Genomic DNA, 19,736 nt, shown 5'->3' with positions numbered 1-19,736 from the left:
ACCCGGGCGGGCCCGGTCGGCCAACCGGGGCCGGCGCGGATGCCGGCTCCGTCGGGCGGGCGGACGCTTGAGGACCGCCCGTGGGGTCTCCAAGGGCCGCACCGCGCGGGGCGGCATGCCGACGAGGAGACCAACCAAGACGGGCAGGGTGGCAGCGACAGGTTAATTTCTTTTATAGATGAACCGGTTGACTCGACCGTTCCCAGTCACGCGTCGGCACGACGGCCGTGTAGAATTCACCGCTCGGGACGTCGTCATTGAAAAACAACTTGAACGCCCGGTACTGAACGTGAAGATCGAGCCGGATGTCATGCCCAGAACGGATGATCCGGACGCCGGCACGGCGGAAGAACTGCGTATGGTTCGGCAATTTCACGCAGCTTGTGCCTGAAATATCAGGAAAAGCTCCGCATGCGGCGCGCATCCGGATCGCCGCGGTCCGACCGGAGGCCGCGCCGGCGCTCCCCTCGCCCGGTATCGCCCCGGAACCCACACCGGAACCACACCGGAACCTCGGGGGGATGGGCGGGTTCTGTCCGCGCGGGCGGATTTTGTCCGCGACCGGCCCGGTGCTTCGTGCGGGCCCGGCAGAGCGGGAGACACCCATCATGGCATCCGATCCCACCGCGCGCCCCGGCGGCGACGCGTCGTCCCCCACCCGGTCCGCGTCGTCCTCCGGCGGGGCGCCGCTCGACCGCACCGAACGCATGGCCGCCGTCTTCGGCGGCGGCCTCCTGGTCCACTGGGGGCTCCGCCGCGGCGGCCTGTTCGGCCTCCTCGGGGCCGCGGCCGGCGGCACCCTCGCCTGGATGGGGCTGAACGGCCGCGCGCCGGAGACCGGCGACGGCCGCTGGCAGGTGGTCAGCGCCAAGGACTACGCGGCCCGCTTCGGGCCTCCGCCCGGAACCGGGGCGCGCGACACCATGCCGGCCGCCCCGGCCGGCTCGCCCGCCGCCGTCCGCTCCTCCGGATCGTCCGCCGCGAGCGGCACCGGGTCGTCCGGCGCCAGCGGCTCGGGATCGACCGCCGCCGGCTCCGCCGGGTCGTCCGCCGCCAGCGGCACCGGCGGATCGGCGCGCCCGTCCGACACCGCATCGCCCGGCGCCGGTCGGCCGAACCGCCCGTCCGGCGCCTGACCGCGACGGCGCCGCCGGCCACGGCCCGCCGGGTCCTCCCCGGCCGGCGGCGATCCGCGGCGCCCCGCCGTCAGCCGGCGGGGTCGAGCGCCACCACGAGGGCGTCGTCGCCGTCGATCGTCAGCGATCCGGCGATCGCCTCGTCCTCGCGGCCGGGCTTGGCGGAGAGCACGATCCGGCCGGCCGAGACCGGGCCGGTGAGGCTCACCGACACCGGCACCGCGCCGAGGTTGAGGGCGACCAGGAAGCGTTCGTCGCCCGCCTCCCGCAGGTAGAGCAGCAGGCCGCCTTCCGCGGCGAGCCCTTGGTAGCGCCCCTCGGTGAAGGCCTTGCGGGTGCGCCGGAGCGCCAGGAGACGGCGGTAGAGCGACAGCATGGAGGCCGGATCGTCGCGCTGGCCCGCCACCGTCGCGGCCTCGTCCGTGCGGCTCACCGGCAGCCAGGGCGTGCCGGCGCCGAAGCCCGCGTTCGGGCCCGGCTCCCACTGCATGGGCGTGCGCGCCCCGTCGCGGCCAAGGCCGAAGCCCGGCACCTGGCGGGCGAACGGATCGAGCGCGGTGGCGTCGTCGAAGACCGCGTGCTCCATGCCGATCTCCTCGCCGTAGTAGATCGTCGGCGTGCCGCGCAGCGTCAAGAGCAGCACCGCCGCCACCCGCGCCTGCGCCGGTCCGATCCGGGTGGCGATGCGCGGCTTGTCGTGGTTGCCGGTCACCCAGTTGGGCCAGCCGCCCGGCGGCAGCGCCTGTTCGTAGTCCTCGATCATGCGGTGGATGTGCCGGGCGTCCCAGGCCGCGTCGATCAGGGCGAAGTTGAACGGCAGGTGCACGCCGTCGTTCTCGGTGCCGTAGTAGCGCATCAGCCGTTCGGTCGGCAGGTAGATCTCGCCGATCAGCACCCGGTCGCCATAGGGCTCCACGGTCTCGCGGAGGCGCCGGATCACCGTCTCCATCTCCGGCAGGTCGGTGGTGTAGAGCTTCACCAGCCGGTCGGTCGGTGGGCCGCCCTCCCGCCAGTGCGGGTTCACCGGGTTGTCCCGGAAGCTCTCGTCCTTCATCAGGTGCCAGAGCACGTCGATGCGGAAGCCGTCGACCCCCTTGTCGAGCCAGAAGCGCATCACGTCGGTGATCGCCTCGCACACCGCCGGATTGCGCCAGTTGAGGTCCGGCTGGCTCTCCAGGAAGGCGTGGTAGTAATACTGGCCGGTCGCTTCGTCGAACGCCCAGGCGCTGCCGCCGAACTCCGACAGCCAGTTGTTGGGCGGCCCGCCGTCCGGTGCCGGGTCGCGCCAGATGTACCAGTCGCGCTTGGCCGCCTGGCGGGACGACCGGCTGTCCTTGAACCAGGCGTGCTGGTCCGAGGTGTGGTTCGGCACGAGGTCGAGGATGACCCTCAGGCCGCGCGCGTGGGCGTCCCGCAGCAGCGCCTCCAGGTCCTCCATCCGGCCGAACACCGGGTCGACGGCCCGGTAGTCGGCGATGTCGTAGCCGAAGTCCCGCATGGGCGAAACGAAGATCGGCGACAGCCAGAGCGCGTCGACGCCGAGGTCCTCCAGGTGGTCGAGCCGGCGGCGGATGCCCTCAAGGTCGCCGACGCCGTCGCCGTCGCTGTCCTGAAAGGACCGCGGATAGATCTGGTAGATGGTGCCGTGTGTCCACCATGGGGCGGTCGTCATCACGTTCTCCCGTTGCGTTGGCCTCGATCGGGGCCCGGCGGCGCGACGCCCGGTCCCGGCGGATGGCGCCTCGCCACGTTGCGGCCAGTGAAACGCCGCCGCGCGGCGTCAGGACGCCATCACCACGGCGCTCCGCCCCGGCAGCGACCAGACGCCGTCCGGGTCGATCGCCGGCGCCGAGCCCCGCCCTCCATAAACGTCGTCGTCACTGGAAAAGATCATCCGCCACGGCCGGCCCGGTCGCGGCGCCGACAAGGGCTCCGCCAGCGTCTCCAGGATCCGGCCCGGACCGGCGTTGAGGAGGAGCAGCCGGTCCCCGGCCCCGCCGGCGCCGAACCAGCGCATCACCGCAAGGTCCGCCATCGGGCTCGCCACGTGGATCGCGGTGTCGGGCGCGGTGAACACCGGATCGTCGCGCCGCAGCGCCAGGAGGTCCCGGTGGAGCGCCAGCAGGGCGCCGTTGCGGTCCCGCTCGCCCCAGTCGAGCCCGCAGGCCCGATAGGTCGCCTCGGCAGAGGGGTCCGGAATGGCGCCATGGCGGACGGCGGGAAACTGGTCGAGAAAGCCCTTCCGGCCTTTCCGCACCGCGTCGGCGAGGTCGCCCCGGTGGTCGCAGAAGAACACGAACGGGCGGCTCGATCCGAACTCCTGGCCCTGGAACAGCATGGGCGTCTGCGGGCCGAGGAGCAGCAGCGTCGTCACAGCTGCCAGCATGGCCGGATCGCCGATCCGGGCGAGCCGGTCGCCGCGCCGGGCGTTCGCCACCTGGTCGTGGTTCTCCAGGAAGGCGATGAACCGGTGGAGCGGCACGTGGAAGGCGTTGGTGCCGCGCGGGGCCTTGTCCCAGGCGGACCGCTGCCCGTGGTAGAGGAAGCCCCAGCGGAGCGCCGCCACCAGTTCGCCCGGCGACCCGGCCAGGTCCGAATAGTAGGCGTCGCGCTCGCCGGTGACGGCGATCCGCGCCGCCCGCTGGAAGTCCTCGTTCCAGAGCGCGTCGAGGCCCTGGCCCCCCGCGTCACCCGGCTCCAGCACCGTCACGTCCTGCGGCGTGTTCTCCGCCAGCAGGATGAGGTGCCGGCCGGGTGCCGCCGCCCGGCAGGCGGCAGCCGCCTCGGCCACCACGTGGACGGGGCTCGCGTCGAAGATCTGCTGGGTCGCGTCGAACCGCAGCCCGTCGACATGATAGTCGCGGATCCACGCGGCCGCGCTCTCCACCACCAACGCCCGCATGCCGGCCGATCCTTCGTCGTCGAAGTTCAGCGGGTCGCCCCATTCGTTCTTGTAGCGGGTGGAGAAGTGGCCCGCCGCGTAGCGCCGGTGATACTGCCCGTCCGGGCCGAGGTGGTTGTAGACCACGTCGAGGATGACCGCGAGGCCGAGGCCGTGCGCCCGGTCGACGAAGCGCTTCAGGTCGTCCGGCGTGCCGTGGATCCCGACCGGCGCGAACCAGCCGACCCCGTCGTAGCCCCAGCCGAACCGGCCGGGAAAGTCGTTCAGCGGCATCACCTCGATGACGGTGATGCCGACCTCGGCGAGGAGCGGCAGCCGGTCCGCCGCCGCCGCAAAGGTGCCTTCCGGCGTGAAGGTGCCGATGTGGATCTCGCTGATCACCGCGTCGGACAGCGGCACGCCGCGCCAGTCCCCGTCGGTCCACCGGAAGGCGCCGTGGTCGAGGAGGGCGCTTCGCCCGTGCGGCCCGTCCGGCTGGTGGCGGGAGGCGAGATCCGGCAGGACGGCCGGGTCGTCGCCGAGCCGGAAGCCGTAGCGCTCGCCCGCCCGCCGGCCGGGCATCGAGGCGGAGAACCAGCCGTTCCCCTCGTCCGTCATCGGCGTCTCGCCGTCTTCGAGCACGAGCACGGCCGTCCGGTGGTCCGGCGCGTAGATCCGGAAGTCCGCCCGTCCGTCCGCGCCGAGCGTCGCCCCGATGGTGGTCATGCCCCTCTCCTTCCTGGCCGCAGGATATTTCCTGGCCGCAGGCCTTGGGCGAACGCCCGCCCGTCCAGGATAGTCCACCGGGCGCGACGGAGAACAAACCACCCTCACCGGGGTTCCGGCGCTTTCCCACCCCCGAGACGGCCGAGGTTTAGTCCGAGAAATTGACATCTTTCGGTCCAAGTGGCTGTTGCGTAGGCTTTTCCGGAGGTCGTCGCGGCGGCGACCACAGAGGCCGGACCGGTGAGCGTTGTCGCCACGTCCTTGAAACACCACCTCGGTGCCGCCGGTCTTGCGGGCGTGGCCGCGCTTTTGCGGGCGATCGTCGGCCTGTTCGACCCGGCGGTCGTCCCGTTCGCCTTCTTCTACCCGGCCGTCCTCCTCGCCACCCTCCTCTGGACGACCGGCGCCGGCATCACCGCCCTCCTGGTCAGCACGCTGGCGGGCGCGCTCTTCGTCGCCGGCATAGGCCAGTCCGCGTCGGCCATCGTCCTCAACGTCTGCCTGTTCGTCGTCACCGGCGGCCTGATGGTGCTGGTGGCGCACCGGCTGCAGTGGGCGTTGCGGCGGCTGGAGGCGAGCGACGCGCGCCTCGCCCTCCTGCACCGGACGGCGCGGGTGGGCGAATGGCACCTGGATCTGCCGACCGACCGCCTGCACTGGTCGGCCAACCTCTACGCGCTTCTCGGGCTCGATCCGGCCGGGTTCACACCGAGCCGGGCCGCCATGGAGGCCTTGATCGACCCGGCGGACCGGCCTGCCTATCGGCACCTGTTCGCCCAGGCGCGCGCGGGCCGGGACGGCCTGGAGGCGATCTTTCGCCTCCAGCGACCCGACGGCGTGGTCCGCTGGATCACCACCCGCGCGGAGGTCCGCCGCGACGGGGCCGGCAAGGCCGTCCGCATCGACGGGCTCGACATCGACATCACCGAGCGGATGGAGGCCGAGCACGCGCTCGCCGAGAGCCGGGCCCGCACCGGGCGCCTTTTCGACGCGATGACGGAGGGCTTCATCGTCGGCGAGATCGTCCGCGCGGACGACGGCCACCCCGCCGACTGCCGCCTCATCGACGCCAATCCGGCCGCCGCCCGGCTGCTCGGCCGCACCCCGGCGGCGGTCGCCGGCCGCCGGCTCGCCGATCTTCTCGGCGGCGTCAGCCCGGAATGGCTGGCCTTCGTGGACCGGGTGGTGGCGACCGGCGAGCCGGAACGGATGGAAGGCTGGTCCAACACCTTCCGGGCCTGGCTGGAGGTCTACGCCTACCGGATCGACGGCGATCGCTTCGCGGTCCTCGTCAGCGACGTGTCCGGCCGCAAGACGGCGGACCTTGCCCGGGAGGACGCGCTGCGCCAGACCGAGGCGCTTTTCCTGGAGATGAACCACCGGGTGAAGAACAATCTCCAGATGATCTCCAGCCTGCTCCTCCTTCAGGCGCGGGCCGCCGGCGACCCGCGCGTGCGCGACCAGCTGGACCGGGCGCGCAACCGGATCGCCACCATCGCCGGGCTGCACGCGGCGCTCTACCGGTCCGAACGTCTGGGGCTCGTCGATTTCGCCGCCTATGCGGCCGACATCGTCGCCGCCATCGAGGAGACGCTGCCGGGCACGCCGGCCGTGACCGTCACCCTGTCGGCCGAGCCCGTCCCGGTGCGGCCGGACGTGGCGGTGCCGCTCGGGCTGATCATCAACGAACTCGTCACCAACGCCGCCAAGCACGCCTTCGCCGGGCGGGCGACCGGCACGGTGGAGGTCCGTTTCGAGCGCGTGGCCGGCGGGCTCCACCTGCGCATCCGCGACGACGGCACGGGCCTGCCGCCGGCGGGAGAGACGACAGGCGGGCTCGGCATGACGCTGGTGGACGGCTTCGTGCAAAAGGTGGGCGGGCGGCTCGCCGTCTCGTCGGACGACGGCGCCTGCTTCGACATGGTCATCCCGGACGAGGGCGAGCGGCCCGACCGGCCGGCCGGCGACGGCCGGCGCGGCGCCGCGCCGGCAACCGCGGGCGACACGCCCGGTTGATACCAAGCTGGCAAGCCCGAACGGGCGTCGGCCGGCGAGGCCGTACCGCTCATGAAGGTCGGACTGACCCGACCTTCATGAGCCGGGTACGGGAGGCCGCTTCCCTTTCGCCGGGAGAGTGCCTCAGCGGTACTTGCTGTACTGGATCTCGAACCACTTCGGGTTCGTCTCGGTGCCGGACTTCACCTCGTAGAGCGCCACGGTGGTGTCGAGGCCCTGGGCGTCGGTCACCGTCCACTGCTTCAGCTCGATGGTGCGGGCGTCGAAGATCAGCGTCAGCCGCCCGGCCGCATAGACGCCGGTGTCCTCCATCACCACGGTGATGAGGTCGCTGTCGGCCGTCACCTGGCGCACCACCGCCTCGCGGGTGAGGTCGATGTTCTCCGCGACCAGGAAGCGGAGCGGGGTCTCGGAGAGGAGCAGCAGCGTCTGCTCGCCGAGCGCCTTGTCGTCGATGGCGACGGTCTTGCCGTCGGCGATGATGTCGAGCTTGGCCGGCGGATAGTAGCGGAAGCGCAGCTTGCCCGGCCGGTCGATCACGAAATAGCCGGTGGTCTGGCCGCCGTCCGGACCGGTCTGGACGAACTTGCCCTCCAGCGTCTGGATCGAGCTGAAGTAGGTGTTCACGGCATCGAGGGTCGCCCGCTGCTCGGGCGTCATGGCGCCGAGCTCCGGCGCGGCCATGGCCGGGCCGGCCGGTGGCAGAAGGGCGGCGGCCACGGACACCGTGACGGCGAGAAGGGCGCGGCGGGCGGCGGCGAAGGTCATCGGTCGGTTATCCAGCGTCTCGGTTCCAGATGTGTCCCGGCCGGGCGCGGAACCCTGACCGCCGGGGGAACGGACGGGCGCCGGTGGCGGCGCCGGCGCGTCCGTCCGTCATGTAGGGAGGGAACGTGGCGAAAGCTCGTTCGATCCGGCCTAGAGCGTTTCCAGGCGAAGTGGAAGCCGGTTCGCCGTCCGGAAACGCGGGAAATGGTCTTGGCGTCGCCTCGGCCGTCCGGCTCCCTCGGGGCCGGCGCCCGACCCATGCCTCGCCGCCGCCGCCCCCGCCGACTTCTATTCCTCGTCGTCGCCGCCGCCGCCCACCAGGATCTCCCGCTTGCCCGCGTGGTTGGACGGGCCGACGATGCCCTCCTTCTCCATGCGCTCGATCAGCGAGGCGGCGCGGTTGTAGCCGATGCCGAGCCGGCGCTGGATGTAGGAGGTGGAGGCCTTCTTGTCCCGCAGCACCACCGCCACCGCCTGGTCGTAGAGGTCGGCGCCCTCGCCGTCGGACATGCCGTTCGGCCAGCTCTCGCCGCCCGCCTCGCCGGCCGCCGGCCCGTCGCCGTCCTCGTCCTCGGTGATCGCCTCCAGATAGTCCGGCGCGCCCTGGCTCTTCAGGTGGGCGACGATCGCCTCCACCTCGCCGTCGCTGACGAACGGCCCGTGCACGCGCTGGATGCGGCCGCCGCCGGCCATGTAGAGCATGTCGCCCTGGCCGAGCAGCTGCTCGGCGCCCTGCTCGCCGAGGATGGTGCGGCTGTCGATCTTGGAGGTGACCTGGAAGGAGATCCGGGTCGGGAAGTTGGCCTTGATGGTGCCGGTGATGACGTCCACCGACGGGCGCTGGGTCGCCATGATGACGTGGATGCCGGCGGCGCGCGCCATCTGGGCGAGCCGCTGCACGGTGCCCTCGATCTCCTTGCCGGCCACCATCATCAGGTCCGCCATCTCGTCGATGATGACGACGATGAAGGGCAGCGGCTTGAGGTCCATCTGCTCGGTCTCGAACACCGGCTCGCCGGTCTCCCGGTCGAAGCCGGTCTGCACCGTGCGGGCGATCGTCTCGCCCTTTTCCTGCGCTTGCGCCACCCGGGCGTTGAAGCCCTCGATGTTGCGCACGCCGAGCTTGGACATCTTCTTGTAGCGGTCCTCCATTTCCCGGACCGTCCACTTCAGGGCCACCACGGCCTTGCGCGGATCCGTCACCACCGGCGACAGCAGGTGCGGAATGCCGTCGTAGACGGAGAGCTCCAGCATCTTCGGGTCGATCATGATGAGCCGGCACTCGTCCGGGGTCAGCCGGTAGAGGAGCGACAGGATCATGGTGTTGATCGACACCGACTTGCCCGAGCCGGTCGTGCCGGCCACCAGCATGTGCGGCGTGCGGGCGAGATCCACGATCACCGGCTCGCCGCCGATGGTCTTTCCGAGGGCGAGCGCGAGGCGCGCCTTCGACTTCTCGAAGTCCTGGGCCCCGACGAGTTCGCGCAGGTACACCGTCTCGCGCCGCTGGTTGGGCAGCTCGATGCCGATGGCGTTCTTGCCCGGGATCACCGCGACGCGCGCCGCCACGGCGCTCATCGACCGGGCGATGTCGTCCGCAAGGCCGATCACCCGGCTCGACTTGATGCCGGGCGCCGGCTCCAGCTCGTAGAGCGTCACCACCGGGCCGGGGCGCACGTTGATGATCTCGCCCTTGACGCCGAAGTCTTCCAGCACGCCCTCCAGCAGGCGGGCGTTCTGCTCCAGGGCGTCGGCGGAGATCTTCACCGGCGTGCCGGTCGGCCGCGCCTCGGAGAGGAGGCTCAGCGGCGGGAACTCGTAGCCATCGAGGAGGGAGAGCTGCTGCGGGCCGTTGGCGCGCCCGGGCTGGGGCGGCGCGGCGGGCGGCTGCACCCGGCCGGCGGCGCGCGGCTCCGCCGCCGGCTGGCCGCCGGCGATGCGCGCGGCCGGACCGCGGAGCGGCACCTGGATTCCCGCGCCCCGCGCCGGCGCCGGCCCGGCCGCGCGGGCGGGCGCCATGGCGACCGGCCGCGGCGGCTCGAACCCCTCGTCCTCGTCGTCCCCGTCGTCCGCCTCCGGGCCGTCCCGCCGGTCGACCCGCGGCGCGAGGCCGACCCGGCTCATCAGCCGGTCGTCGGGGGCGAAGCGGGCGTCCGGCTCGTCGTCGTCGAACGGCGGCTCGTCGCCGGCCGCCGCCGTCTTCTCGGCCGGCACCAGGTCGTCGAGGCCATCCTTAGGCTCGGTCAGGCCCTTGATGAGGCGGGAGAGCCGGCTTGCCGCCCGGACCGCGGAACGGGGCGCGGCGCGCGGCGCCGCCGGGACGTCCGCGTCCTCGGCGATCTCCCAGCCGTCGTCGTCGCCCGGATAGGCGAGCACGGTCTTGCGCCCGAAGCGGCGGGCGACGGTCGACCGGGCCATGAAGAAGCCGTGCGCCAGCGCGCCCGCGAACGCCTGCAGGCGCCCCTCCGGCTCGTCCAGGTCGTCCTCGTCGACGGGCATGCCGAGATCGTCGTCGGCACTCCGCGGATAGCCGGCGGCGAACACCATGAGGGCGACGGTCAGCGGCCCGAACAGGATCATGCAGACGAGCCGGTTGCTGTCGGTGAGAACGCCGCCGGTGAAGGCGGCCGGCACCTGCAGCACCAGGTCGCCGATGGCCCCGCCGAGGCCCGTCGGCAGCGGCCAGCCTGCGGTCGGCGGCAGGGCGCTCATGAAGGCCGCGCCGGCGAAGATGGCGGCGATCCAGGCGGTCCAGCGGCTGCGGGCGATCTCCACCCGCCGGCCGGTCAGGAGCTGCACCGCCCAGATGGCGACGGGCGCCAGGAAGACCGCCGCGGTGGCGCCGATCAGCTGCATGACGAGGTCGGCCACCACGGCGCCCGGGGCGCCGAAGAGGTTCTTCGGCACCTGGTCTGTGGAATGGCTCCAGCTCGGGTCGTCCACCGACCAGGTCACCAGCGCCGCCGCCAGCACCGCCAGGCCGCCGAGAAGGGCAAGGCCCGCCGCCGCCGAGAGATTGCGCCGCACCGCCCGCCGCAGCGGGCTCTCGTCGAGCCCGTGCCGCGTGTCGGCCACCGGCGCGCGCCGATTGGTGGCGGCGCGCGCGCCCTCCAGGTCGCGCCGTCCGGAGCGGACCCGCTCGCCGTGTCCGGCCGCCATCACGGCCGCGCCGCGCCGCGCCTCAATGCCACTCATCGCGTCAGAACTCCCGTGATCCGCGCCAGGGCCGCATCGGTGCGGTCCGGCGCCTCGACCATCGCCAATCTCAGATAGTCCGCCCCCGGGTTGCCGCCGGCCGGCCCGGTGTCGGCGGCGAGATAGGCGCCGGGCAGGCTCTTCACGCCCGCCTCCCGCCAGAGCCGCGCCGCCACTGCCTCGCCGCCGCCGAATCGCGCGACGTCGAGCCAGAGGAAGAAGCCGCCGGGCGGCGTCACCGCCCCGAACAGGGGGCCGAGCCGGGCCTCGGCGGCGGCGAACTTCAGGTCGTAGAGCCGGCGGTTCTCCACCACGTGCGCCTCGTCGGCGAAGGCCGCCACGGCCACCGCCTGCACCGGCAGCGGCACCTGCGGGGCGGCCACGTTGCGGAAGGCGGCCCAGCCGGCGAGGAAGTCCGCATCGCCGGCCGCAAAACCGCAGCGAAGGCCCGGCAGGTTGGACCGCTTGGAAAGCGAGTTGAACGACACCACCGCCCCATACCCGTCGCCCATCCGGTCGGCGGCCTCCAGCACACCCGGCGGCGGCGCGCCGCGCCAGATCTCCGAGTAGCACTCGTCGGCAAAAAGCATGAAGCCGTGCCGGCGGGCGAGCCCGATCAGCCCGACCCAGCCGTCGAGGCTGGCGACCGCCCCTTGCGGATTGGCCGGGGAGGCGAAGAAGAGCGCCGCGGTCCGCTCCAGGAGCGCCGGTTCGACGGCGGCAAGGTCCGGCAGGAAGCCGGTATCCGGCCCGGCCGGCAGCAGCACGGCTTCGGCGCCCGCCGCCTCGGCGGCGGCGGCATAGACCTGGTAGAAGGGGTTGGGCAGAAGCACCAGGGTGCGCCCGCCGACGGCGCCGCGCCGCTTCACGGCTTCGATCGCGGCAAAAAACAGGCCCTCGCGGGAGCCGTTCAGCGGCAGCACGCCGGTCTCCCGGTCGATCGGGGTTTGAAGGCCGTAGCGTCGGTCCAACCAGTCGGCGACGGCGCTCCGGAAGGCATTGGTGCCGCGGATCGGCGGGTAGCGGCCGAAGTCTGCGAGCGCGCCGGCCAGCACCGGACCGACGAAATCCGGCACCTTGTGGCGCGGTTCGCCGATCGTCATGTCGATCGGTGACAGTCCCGGCGTCTCTCCGTCAAGAAGCGCGGCGAGCCGCTGGAACGGCGAGGCGATCGGGATCGGTCGGGACATGGACGCGAACGGACTCCGGCTGCCGGGTTGGGCGCGGCCCCTTTTGAGCCGGCATGGCCTCGGGGCCGCGGGCGCGCCGTCAGACCCTAGCAACCGCGTGGTTAACCGGCGTTTAACCGGCCCGCCCGCGCCGCCTCCCTGTCGACCCGACGCCCCGCCGCGTGCGGGTGCCACCGGGGACGGCGGCCCGTGCCGGTGAGACCGCGCGCAAAACCGAAAGGGCCACCCGTGGGCGGCCCTTCCGATGGATCCGTGTCGGCGCGGATGGGCTCAGAGCGCCTCGTCGGCGGTCTCGCCGGTGCGGATGCGCAAGGCTTGGTCGATGCTGTAGACGAACACCTTGCCGTCGCCGATCTGGCCGGTCTTGGCGGCGGCCGAGATGGCGTCCACCACCGTGTCGACCTGGTCGCTGGACACCGCCACTTCCACCTTCAGCTTCGGCAGGAAGCTGACCGCGTATTCGGCGCCGCGATAGATCTCCGTATGGCCCTTCTGACGGCCATATCCCTTGACCTCGGTGACGGTGAGGCCATGGACGCCGACGGCGGTCAGCGCGTCGCGAACTTCGTCGAGCTTGAACGGCTTGATGATGGCCATCACGATCTTCATGCGCTTCCTCCTGGACACGGGGATGCTGACCGGCCCGCCGGTCGGACGACTTGGGTTCGGACGTTGCGGTGCGGGGGTGCGGCGGGGCCGTCGGCCCGAACGTCGGGGCGCCGGTCGCGGCAGATCCGTTGCCTGTTCAAACACAAATCGATTTTGACGGCATCCCCGTCATCCCGCAACCGGCGCCCGTCCGATTTTTCCGGGTCCGGGCAGCGTCCGAACGCCTCAATTTTCAGCAGGGACGGACAACGGCGGCGTTCAGGGGCCGATCGGGCGTTGCAGAGGCCCGGTTGCGGGCCGGTGATCCGGCGCCGGGGCGGAGCCTTCGATCGGTCGCCGGACGCGGCCGAGGGGCGGTCGGCTGACCCCGCCGGCCGGCCTGAGAACCGGGGCGGGCGGCGGGACACAGAGCCTTCAGCGAAAAAAAAAGGGGGCGGCGCCTCGCGGACGCCGCCCCCCTGTCGGTTCGAGGGTCGATCAGTTGTAGGCGCGCTCCCCGTGGGTGGTGACGTCGAGGCCTTCGCGCTCGGCCGCTTCCGGCACCCGCAGCCCGATCACCGACTTGACGATCAGGAGCGACACCACCGAGACGACCGTGGACCAGATGACGCAGACCAGCACCGCATGGATCTGGTTCCAGACCTGCGTGCCCATCTCGTAGCCGGCGAGCGGGAAGCCGCCGAGCGACTCCGAGGCGACGACGCCGGTCAGGATGGCACCCACGATGCCGCCGACGCCATGGACGCCGAACACGTCGAGGCTGTCGTCGTACTTCAGCTTGGCCTTCAGCCAGACCACCGCCCAGAGGCAGACCACACCGGACACGACACCGATGAAGATCGCCCCGCCGGCACCGGCGAAGCCGGCCGCAGGCGTCACCGCGACAAGGCCGGCGACGGCGCCCGAAGCCGCGCCGAGCGCGCTCGGATGACCGCGGGTCAGCCATTCCACGAAGGTCCAGGCCAGCGCCGCCGCGGCGGTCGCCACGATGGTGTTGAGCATCGCCTGGGCGGTCAGGCCGTTGGCCTCGAGGTTGGAGCCGGCGTTGAAGCCGAACCAGCCGACCCAGAGCAGGCTGGCGCCGATCACGGTCCACACGAGGTTGTGCGGCGCCATGTTCTCCTTGCCGTAGCCGACGCGCGGGCCGACCATGATGGCGGCCACGAGGGCGGCGATGCCCGCGTTGATGTGCACCACGGTGCCGCCGGCGAAGTCATAGGCACCGGCCGCGAACAGGTAGCCGGTCGGCGCGTCGGGCGCGCTCGGGCCACCCCACCACCAGACCATGTGGGCCATCGGCAGGTAGGAGAAGGTGAACCACAGCACCAGGAAGAACAGCACGGCCGAGAACTTCATGCGCTCGGCGGTGGCGCCGATGATGAGGGCCGGCGTGATGCCCGCGAAGGTGAGCTGGAAGATCACGAAGGTGAGTTCGGGGATGAACACGCCCTGGGTGAAGGTCTCGGCCAGCGAGTCGAGCTTCACGCCCGACAGGAAGGCCTTGGAGAGCCCGCCGAAGAAGGGCGAGAGCGCCGTGACCTCCTCGGCCGTGCCCGGGCCGGTGAAGGCGATGGAGTAGCCGTAGACGACCCACAGGATGGAGATCAGCGAGAAGCCGATGAAGACCTGCATCAGGATCGACAGGATGTTCTTCGCCCGAACGAGACCGCCGTAGAAGAGCGCCAGGCCCGGCAGGGTCATCAGGATGACCAGGATGGTGGACAGGAGCATCCAGGTGGTGTCGCCCTTGTCGGGGACGGGCGCGGCCGGGGCGGCCGCGGCCGCTGCGTCGGCCGCCGGCGCTGCGGCATCCTGCGCGAACACGGCAGTCGCAGCGAGCACCACCATCGGTGCGGCTGCGAGAAGGGTCTTGAGATTCTTCATCGACTTCCTCTCATGGGGTGACATGCGAGCAGGGGGTGACGTGCGAGCAGGTCACAGCGCTTCCGTGTCGGTCTCGCCGGTGCGGATCCGCACCGCTTGTTCGATCGGGTAGACGAAGATCTTGCCGTCGCCGATCTGGCCGGTCTTGGCGGCGGCGGCGATCGCCTCCACCACCTTGTCGGCCTGATCCGACGCCACGGCCACCTCGAGCTTGAGCTTGGGCAGGAAGCTGACGGCGTATTCGGCCCCGCGGTAGATCTCGGTATGGCCCTTCTGGCGGCCATAGCCCTTCACCTCGGTGACCGTGAGCCCGTGCACGCCGAGCGCCGTGAGGGCATCGCGCACCTCGTCCAGCTTGAACGGCTTGATGATGGCCAAGACGATCTTCATGGATGTCCTTCTCGATCTTTGCGTCCGGCCCGCGACGCTCGCCGGGCGGCAGGGTCGACCGACCCCGGGGTCCCGCCGCCGGACGAACGCGTGTCAGACGAGCCGACACGTAATCAAGCTTCGTGCCAGATGATCGAAGGCGCTGTGCGGCGCGGAAAACCGAGCCTTTCCGGACGGAGATCGCCCAAACGGCGACTCGGAAAGAGGCGAATGACTAAAAAAAGAACGGCGAAACGGTGACATTGCCCGCTTCGTATGCATATGCCTGGAAAGTGACTGCCCAATGTTCGTGCAAGCGTTCAGGCGCGGGCCCGGATGAGTCCTTCTTGGGCAACCGAGGCGAGCAGCCGTCCGTCCGGGTCGAACAGGGAGCCGCGGGTGAATCCGCGCGCCCCCGAGGTGGACGGGCTGTCCTGGGCGTAGAGCATCCAGCCGTCGGCCCGCGGCTGGCGGTGGAACCACATGGCGTGGTCGAGGCTCGCCACCTGCAGGCCCGGGTCGAACACCGAGCGGCCGTGCACCACGAGGGCGGTGTCGAGGAGGGTCATGTCGGAGAGGTAGGCCAGCACCGCCCGGTGCACCGACGGGTCGTCCGGCAGCGAACCGTTGGTGCGCACCCAGATCGACTGGCGCGGGTCGGTCGGCGGCTTGCCGAAATAGCGGGCCATGTCCACCGGGCGCAGGGTCAGCGGCCGCGGCCGCTCGAAATAGCGCTTCACCGGGTCCGGCGCGTAGCGGGCGATGGCGGCGGCGAAGTCCGCGTCGGAGGGCAGGTCCTCCGGGCGCGGCACGTCCGGCATGGGGATCTGGTGGGCGAAGCCCTCCTCCTCGATCTGGAAGGAGGCCGACATGGCGAAGATGGCCTTGCCGTGCTGGATCGCCACCACGCGCCTGGTGGTGAACGACCCGCCGTCGCGGATCCGGTCCACCTCGTAGACGATCGGCACTTTGGGATCGCCCGGCAGCAGGAAGTACCCGTGCAGCGAATGCACCGGCCGCGCCGCCTCCACCGTGCGCTGGGCCGCCACCAGCGCCTGGGCGATGACCTGTCCGCCGAACACCCGCTGCCACCCGACCTTGGGCGAGACGCCGCGGTAGAGGTTGCGCTCCAGCACCTCCAGGTCGAGGGTGGACAACAGGTCTTCGACGGGCGACATGGACGGCTGCTCCGCGGGGGGTGGTCGCGCCGCCGGGGCGGCGAACGGTCGGTTCGCCATCAGACGGCGGCTTTACCTTTACGTCAAGGGGACTGCGAAACGCGGGGCCGGTCTGGCCCGGCGCCCGGTCGCCGCTACATGTGCTCCATGACAGGCTACAAGAGTGGCCGGCGGTGCCTTTCAGGCGCTACAAAGCGCCTACAAAAGCCGCTACACGGGCTTCATATCAGATCGGTTCGAAGCGGATCGGGGCGAGCCGCGCCGGCAGGGAAGGGTGGATCGACGTGACGACCGAAGGACGCATCGCTCATCTCCAGACGCCCGCCGCCAGGACAGCCGACGTGGTGATCGCCGGCGGCGGCTACGTGGGCCTGTCGCTGGCGCTCGCCCTCGCCGACGCCGTCCCGGGCGTCCGCGTAAGCGTGGTGGACCTGCGGCCGCCGGCGGAATCGGCTGGCGATCCAAGGGCTTCGGCCATCGCGGCGGCGGCCCGGCGGATGCTGGAGACGCTCGGCGTCTGGGCCGCGCTCGCCCCGCACGCCCAGCCGATCGTCGACATGGTGGTGACCGACAGCCGTCTCGACGACGTGGTCCGCCCGGTCTTCCTCACCTTCGACGGCCGCACCGAGGCGGGCGAGCCGTTCGCCCACATGGTGCCGAACGGCCGCATGGTGGCGGCCATCGCCGAGCGGGCGGTCGCCCGCGGCGTCACCGTGCTGGCGCCCGACCGGGTGGTGGATTTTCAGGTGGAATCGGAAGGGGTTACGGTCTCGCTCGGCTCCGGCGCGCAGCTCCGGACGCGGCTCCTGGTGGCAGCCGACGGGGTGCGCTCGCGCCTGCGCGCCTTCGCCGGTATTCGCACCAGCACCTGGTCCTACGGCCAGTCCGGCATCGTCACCACCATCGCCCACGAGCGCCCGCACGACGGCCGCGCCGAGGAGCACTTCCTGCCCTCCGGCCCGTTTGCCACCTTGCCGCTCACCGGCAACCGCTCGTCCCTGGTCTGGACCGAACGCACCGACGTGGCCGACCGGCTGGTGCGGGGCGACGACCTTGTGTTCGAGGTCGAGCTCGTCCGCCGCCTCGGCCATCACCTGGGCGCGGTGCGGGTGGAAGGGCCGCGGACGGCCTATCCGCTCGGCCTCACGCTTGCCCGCGACTTCGTCAAGCCGCGCTTCGCCCTCGTCGGCGACGCCGCCCACGGCATCCATCCGATCGCCGGCCAGGGCCTGAACCTCGGTTTCCGCGACGTGGCGGCGCTTGCCGAGGTGCTGGCCGAGACCCTGCGCATCGGCGGCGATCCCGGCGCCCTCGACACGCTGGAGACCTACGAGCGCTGGCGCCGGTTCGACACCTTTCAGATGGCGGCCGTCACCGACGTGCTCAACCGCTTGTTTTCCAACGATCTCGCGCCCGTGCGAATCGCCCGCGACGTGGGCCTCGGTCTGGTCGACCGGCTGCCGCGGCTGAAGCGCTATTTCATCGGCGAGGCTGCGGGCTCGGGCCGCGGCCTGCCGCGCCTTCTCACCGGGGCACCGATCTGAGCGGCCCATGCGCCACGTTTCGTCTATGTCCACGGCCGGGCCGGCCGGGGCTTTTCTTCGATCGCCACCACGGCGCCGGGCGCCAGCCGGGCGATGAGGCGGCGCATGTGGGCCGGCGAGACGGCGACGCAGCCCGCGGTCGGTCCGCCATCCGGGCGGGAGAGATGCAGGAAGATGGCGCTGCCCCGACCGCGGGCGCGCGGCGTCAGGTTCCAGTCGAGCACGAGCACCAGGTCGTAGAGCCCGTCCGCGCGCCAGAGCGCCTCGTGGCTTGCCGGATAGGGCCGGCGGACGGGGCGGTTGTAGTTGCGGTCCGCCGGATCGTCGCCCCACCCGTCGTCGGGTCGCAGCGCCCGCAAGGGCAGCGCCGTCCTCGGCCGGATCCGGTGGACGTCCGGGCGATAGAAGCCGTGAAGGAGCGCCAGCCGGCCACGCGGCGTCGCCCCGTCGCCTTCGCGCTTGCGGGCCGAAAGGCCCGACCGGCCGAGGGTGCACGGCAGCGAAAGCCCGCCGCCCTCCAGCCGTCCCCGGCGGGCCGCTGCGCCGATCACGCGGACGCTGAGATGCGTGATCAGACCGTCCCGTCGTTTCACCTTTGCGTGCATTCCGTGCAACAGACTTGACCCTCTATCGAAAATCCTTCTTTTCGCGCACGATAGCGTATTCCGATGGCCGCATTTTCCAAGTGGCCCCCGCCCTCGACCGTCCCCTTTGCGAGAGTTTCCTGATGACCGCCCGCAAGATCCTGATCGTCGACGACGACGCGGACCTCCGAGAAGCCCTCGTGGAGCAACTGTCGCTCTACGAGGAGTTCGAACCGCTCGAGGCGGAAACGGCCACCAAGGGCGTCCAGGCGGCCCGGGCCGCCCATGTGGATCTCGTCCTGATGGACGTGGGCCTGCCGGACATGGACGGCCGCGAGGCGGTCAAGATCCTCCGCAAGAGCGGCTTTGCCAGCCCGATCATTATGCTGACCGGGCACGACAGCGATTCGGACCAGATCCTCGGTCTGGAGGCCGGCGCCAACGACTATGTGACGAAGCCCTTCAAGTTCGCCGTGCTCCTCGCCCGGCTGCGCGCCCAGTTGCGCCAGCACGAGCAGTCGGAGGAGGCCGTCTTCACCATCGGGCCCTACACCTTCCGGCCGAGCGCCAAGCTCCTGGTCGACGGCAAGGGCGGCAAGGTGCGGCTGACCGAGAAGGAGACCTCGATCCTGAAGTATCTCTACCGGGCCGGCGAGAAGGTCATCACCCGCGACGTGCTCCTCCACGAGGTGTGGGGCTACAACGCGGGGATCACCACGCACACGCTGGAGACGCACATCTACCGCCTCCGGCAGAAGATCGAGAAGGATCCGTCGAACGCGCAGTTGCTCGTCACCGAAGGCGGCGGCTACAAGCTGGTGCCGTGACGGCCGCCAGGGTGGCCGCGGGCCGAACCCAAGCGGCGGATGGGGTGACGGAAAACGGATGAGCCTCGAGAGCGACGTCAGACTCCTGCAAGAGCTGCCCTTCCTCGCCGAGTTCACCGAGGACAAGCTTCGCCTGCTCGCGTTTTCGGCCGAGAACCGCACCTTCCGCGACGGCCAGCGCCTGTTCGCCGCCGGCGACCGGGCCGATTCCGGCTTCGTGGTCGCATCCGGCGACGTCGCCCTCCATGACGCCGACGACCCGGACGGCGCACCGCTGGAGACCGTCGGCCCCGGCACCCTGATCGGCGAGATGGCGCTGATCGTGGACGGCGTCCGGCCGGTCACCGCCGTGGCGGTGGGACCCGTCTCCACCATCCAGATCCGCCGCGTGCTGTTTCGCCGCATGTTGCAGGAGTATCCGGAGATCGCCGAGGGCCTGAAGGTCCGCATCGCCGCGCGGCTGGCGGAAACGTCGGCCGCGCTCCAGGCGGTCCGCGATCGGCTCGACGCCCTCGACGACCTCTGACACCCGGCGCGTCCCATTCGGCCTTGTCGCACCGTCACGCACCGCCACCCATGGCGATCGGGGTGGCGGGAGCGGGGCCACCAACAATCCTCAGGCGGCCGGGCTCCCACCGACGGTCCCACACCCTCCCCCTCGCCATGGTCCGGTTCAACCGGACCACCCACGCGTTCCGCCACGCGCCGTTGCCCGACAAAAAAGCGTGGGTGGTCCGCATGCGCGGACCCTGACGAGGGGGTGGCCGGTAGGGGCGTTGGCAGCATGACGTCCCGATCGCTGGTGCGTTCCGGCTCGCCCGGCCGGGGC

The 19,736-nt window shown here is 71.4% G+C and carries 15 protein-coding genes; 5 read left to right on the top strand and 10 right to left on the bottom strand.

Going from position 1 to position 19,736, the window contains the following annotated elements; genetic code table 11:
• The first annotated feature begins 608 nt into the window (after positions 1–608).
• The gene (locus BUQ68_RS01415) at positions 609–1,136 is read left to right on the top strand and encodes a hypothetical protein (protein ID WP_075214141.1); all 528 of its coding nucleotides are present in this window, start codon (positions 609–611) and stop codon (positions 1,134–1,136) included.
• A gap of 70 nt (positions 1,137–1,206) precedes the next feature.
• Here BUQ68_RS01415 and BUQ68_RS01410 read toward each other — a convergent pair whose 3' ends face one another.
• Together BUQ68_RS01410 and treZ are read right to left on the bottom strand one after the other, a co-directional pair.
• Positions 1,207–2,808: an alpha-amylase family glycosyl hydrolase gene (locus BUQ68_RS01410; protein WP_075214140.1), complete on the bottom strand. Its 1,602-nt coding sequence runs from the start codon at positions 2,806–2,808 to the stop codon at positions 1,207–1,209.
• A 108-nt stretch (positions 2,809–2,916) separates the two neighbouring features.
• Positions 2,917–4,743, bottom strand: a complete 1,827-nt coding sequence (gene treZ / locus BUQ68_RS01405; protein ID WP_075214139.1) for a malto-oligosyltrehalose trehalohydrolase — start codon at positions 4,741–4,743, stop codon at positions 2,917–2,919.
• A 240-nt stretch (positions 4,744–4,983) separates the two neighbouring features.
• On the opposite strand from treZ, the gene BUQ68_RS01400 reads away from it, so the two are divergent.
• Positions 4,984–6,759, top strand: coding sequence for a sensor histidine kinase (locus BUQ68_RS01400; RefSeq protein ID WP_139315121.1), 1,776 nt, complete (start codon positions 4,984–4,986; stop codon positions 6,757–6,759).
• A gap of 123 nt (positions 6,760–6,882) precedes the next feature.
• Here BUQ68_RS01400 and BUQ68_RS01395 read toward each other — a convergent pair whose 3' ends face one another.
• The 7 genes from BUQ68_RS01395 to tesB all read right to left on the bottom strand — a co-directional run bounded on the left by BUQ68_RS01395 (position 6,883) and on the right by tesB (position 15,952).
• On the bottom strand, positions 6,883–7,527 hold the full coding sequence (locus BUQ68_RS01395) for a LolA family protein (protein WP_075214137.1): 645 nt from the start codon (positions 7,525–7,527) through the stop codon (positions 6,883–6,885).
• 288 nt (positions 7,528–7,815) lie between these two features.
• Positions 7,816–10,722: an FtsK/SpoIIIE family DNA translocase gene (locus BUQ68_RS01390; protein WP_245293127.1), complete on the bottom strand. Its 2,907-nt coding sequence runs from the start codon at positions 10,720–10,722 to the stop codon at positions 7,816–7,818.
• Complete coding sequence (locus tag BUQ68_RS01385) at positions 10,719–11,912, bottom strand: aminotransferase class I/II-fold pyridoxal phosphate-dependent enzyme (RefSeq protein WP_075214136.1); 1,194 nt, start codon at positions 11,910–11,912, stop codon at positions 10,719–10,721. Before BUQ68_RS01385 ends, BUQ68_RS01390 begins: the two co-directional genes overlap by 4 nt.
• 270 nt (positions 11,913–12,182) lie before the next feature.
• The gene (locus BUQ68_RS01380) at positions 12,183–12,521 is read right to left on the bottom strand and encodes a P-II family nitrogen regulator (RefSeq protein ID WP_075214135.1); all 339 of its coding nucleotides are present in this window, start codon (positions 12,519–12,521) and stop codon (positions 12,183–12,185) included.
• Positions 12,522–12,998: 477 nt separating this feature from the next.
• Positions 12,999–14,405 (bottom strand): ammonium transporter, encoded by a 1,407-nt coding sequence (locus BUQ68_RS01375; RefSeq protein ID WP_075214134.1) that lies wholly within the window; start codon positions 14,403–14,405, stop codon positions 12,999–13,001.
• A gap of 51 nt (positions 14,406–14,456) precedes the next feature.
• Positions 14,457–14,795 (bottom strand): P-II family nitrogen regulator, encoded by a 339-nt coding sequence (locus BUQ68_RS01370; RefSeq protein WP_075214133.1) that lies wholly within the window; start codon positions 14,793–14,795, stop codon positions 14,457–14,459.
• A 299-nt stretch (positions 14,796–15,094) separates the two neighbouring features.
• A complete protein-coding gene (gene tesB / locus BUQ68_RS01365; protein WP_075214132.1) occupies positions 15,095–15,952 on the bottom strand; it encodes an acyl-CoA thioesterase II in 858 nt (285 codons plus the stop codon).
• Between the two features lie 302 nt (positions 15,953–16,254).
• Between tesB and BUQ68_RS01360 the strand changes: the two genes are divergently transcribed.
• Positions 16,255–17,496: a ubiquinone biosynthesis hydroxylase gene (locus BUQ68_RS01360; protein ID WP_075214344.1), complete on the top strand. Its 1,242-nt coding sequence runs from the start codon at positions 16,255–16,257 to the stop codon at positions 17,494–17,496.
• Between the two features lie 23 nt (positions 17,497–17,519).
• Here BUQ68_RS01360 and BUQ68_RS01355 read toward each other — a convergent pair whose 3' ends face one another.
• Positions 17,520–18,101, bottom strand: a complete 582-nt coding sequence (locus tag BUQ68_RS01355) for a L,D-transpeptidase family protein (protein WP_083656077.1) — start codon at positions 18,099–18,101, stop codon at positions 17,520–17,522.
• Positions 18,102–18,223: 122 nt separating this feature from the next.
• Here BUQ68_RS01355 and BUQ68_RS01350 point away from each other — a divergent pair, with 122 nt between their 5' ends.
• The gene (locus tag BUQ68_RS01350) at positions 18,224–18,907 is read left to right on the top strand and encodes a response regulator transcription factor (RefSeq protein ID WP_075214131.1); all 684 of its coding nucleotides are present in this window, start codon (positions 18,224–18,226) and stop codon (positions 18,905–18,907) included.
• A gap of 58 nt (positions 18,908–18,965) precedes the next feature.
• Positions 18,966–19,433 carry a cyclic nucleotide-binding domain-containing protein gene (locus BUQ68_RS01345; RefSeq protein WP_075214130.1) on the top strand — a complete coding sequence of 156 codons (468 nt, stop codon included), beginning with the start codon at positions 18,966–18,968 and terminating at the stop codon, positions 19,431–19,433.
• Positions 19,434–19,736: the final 303 nt, after the last annotated feature.

It is taken from the genome of Mongoliimonas terrestris (assembly GCF_001927285.1).
Taxonomy (GTDB): Bacteria; Pseudomonadota; Alphaproteobacteria; order Rhizobiales; family Pleomorphomonadaceae; genus Chthonobacter; species Chthonobacter terrestris.
This window is presented reverse-complemented; position numbering and strand designations above follow the sequence as displayed.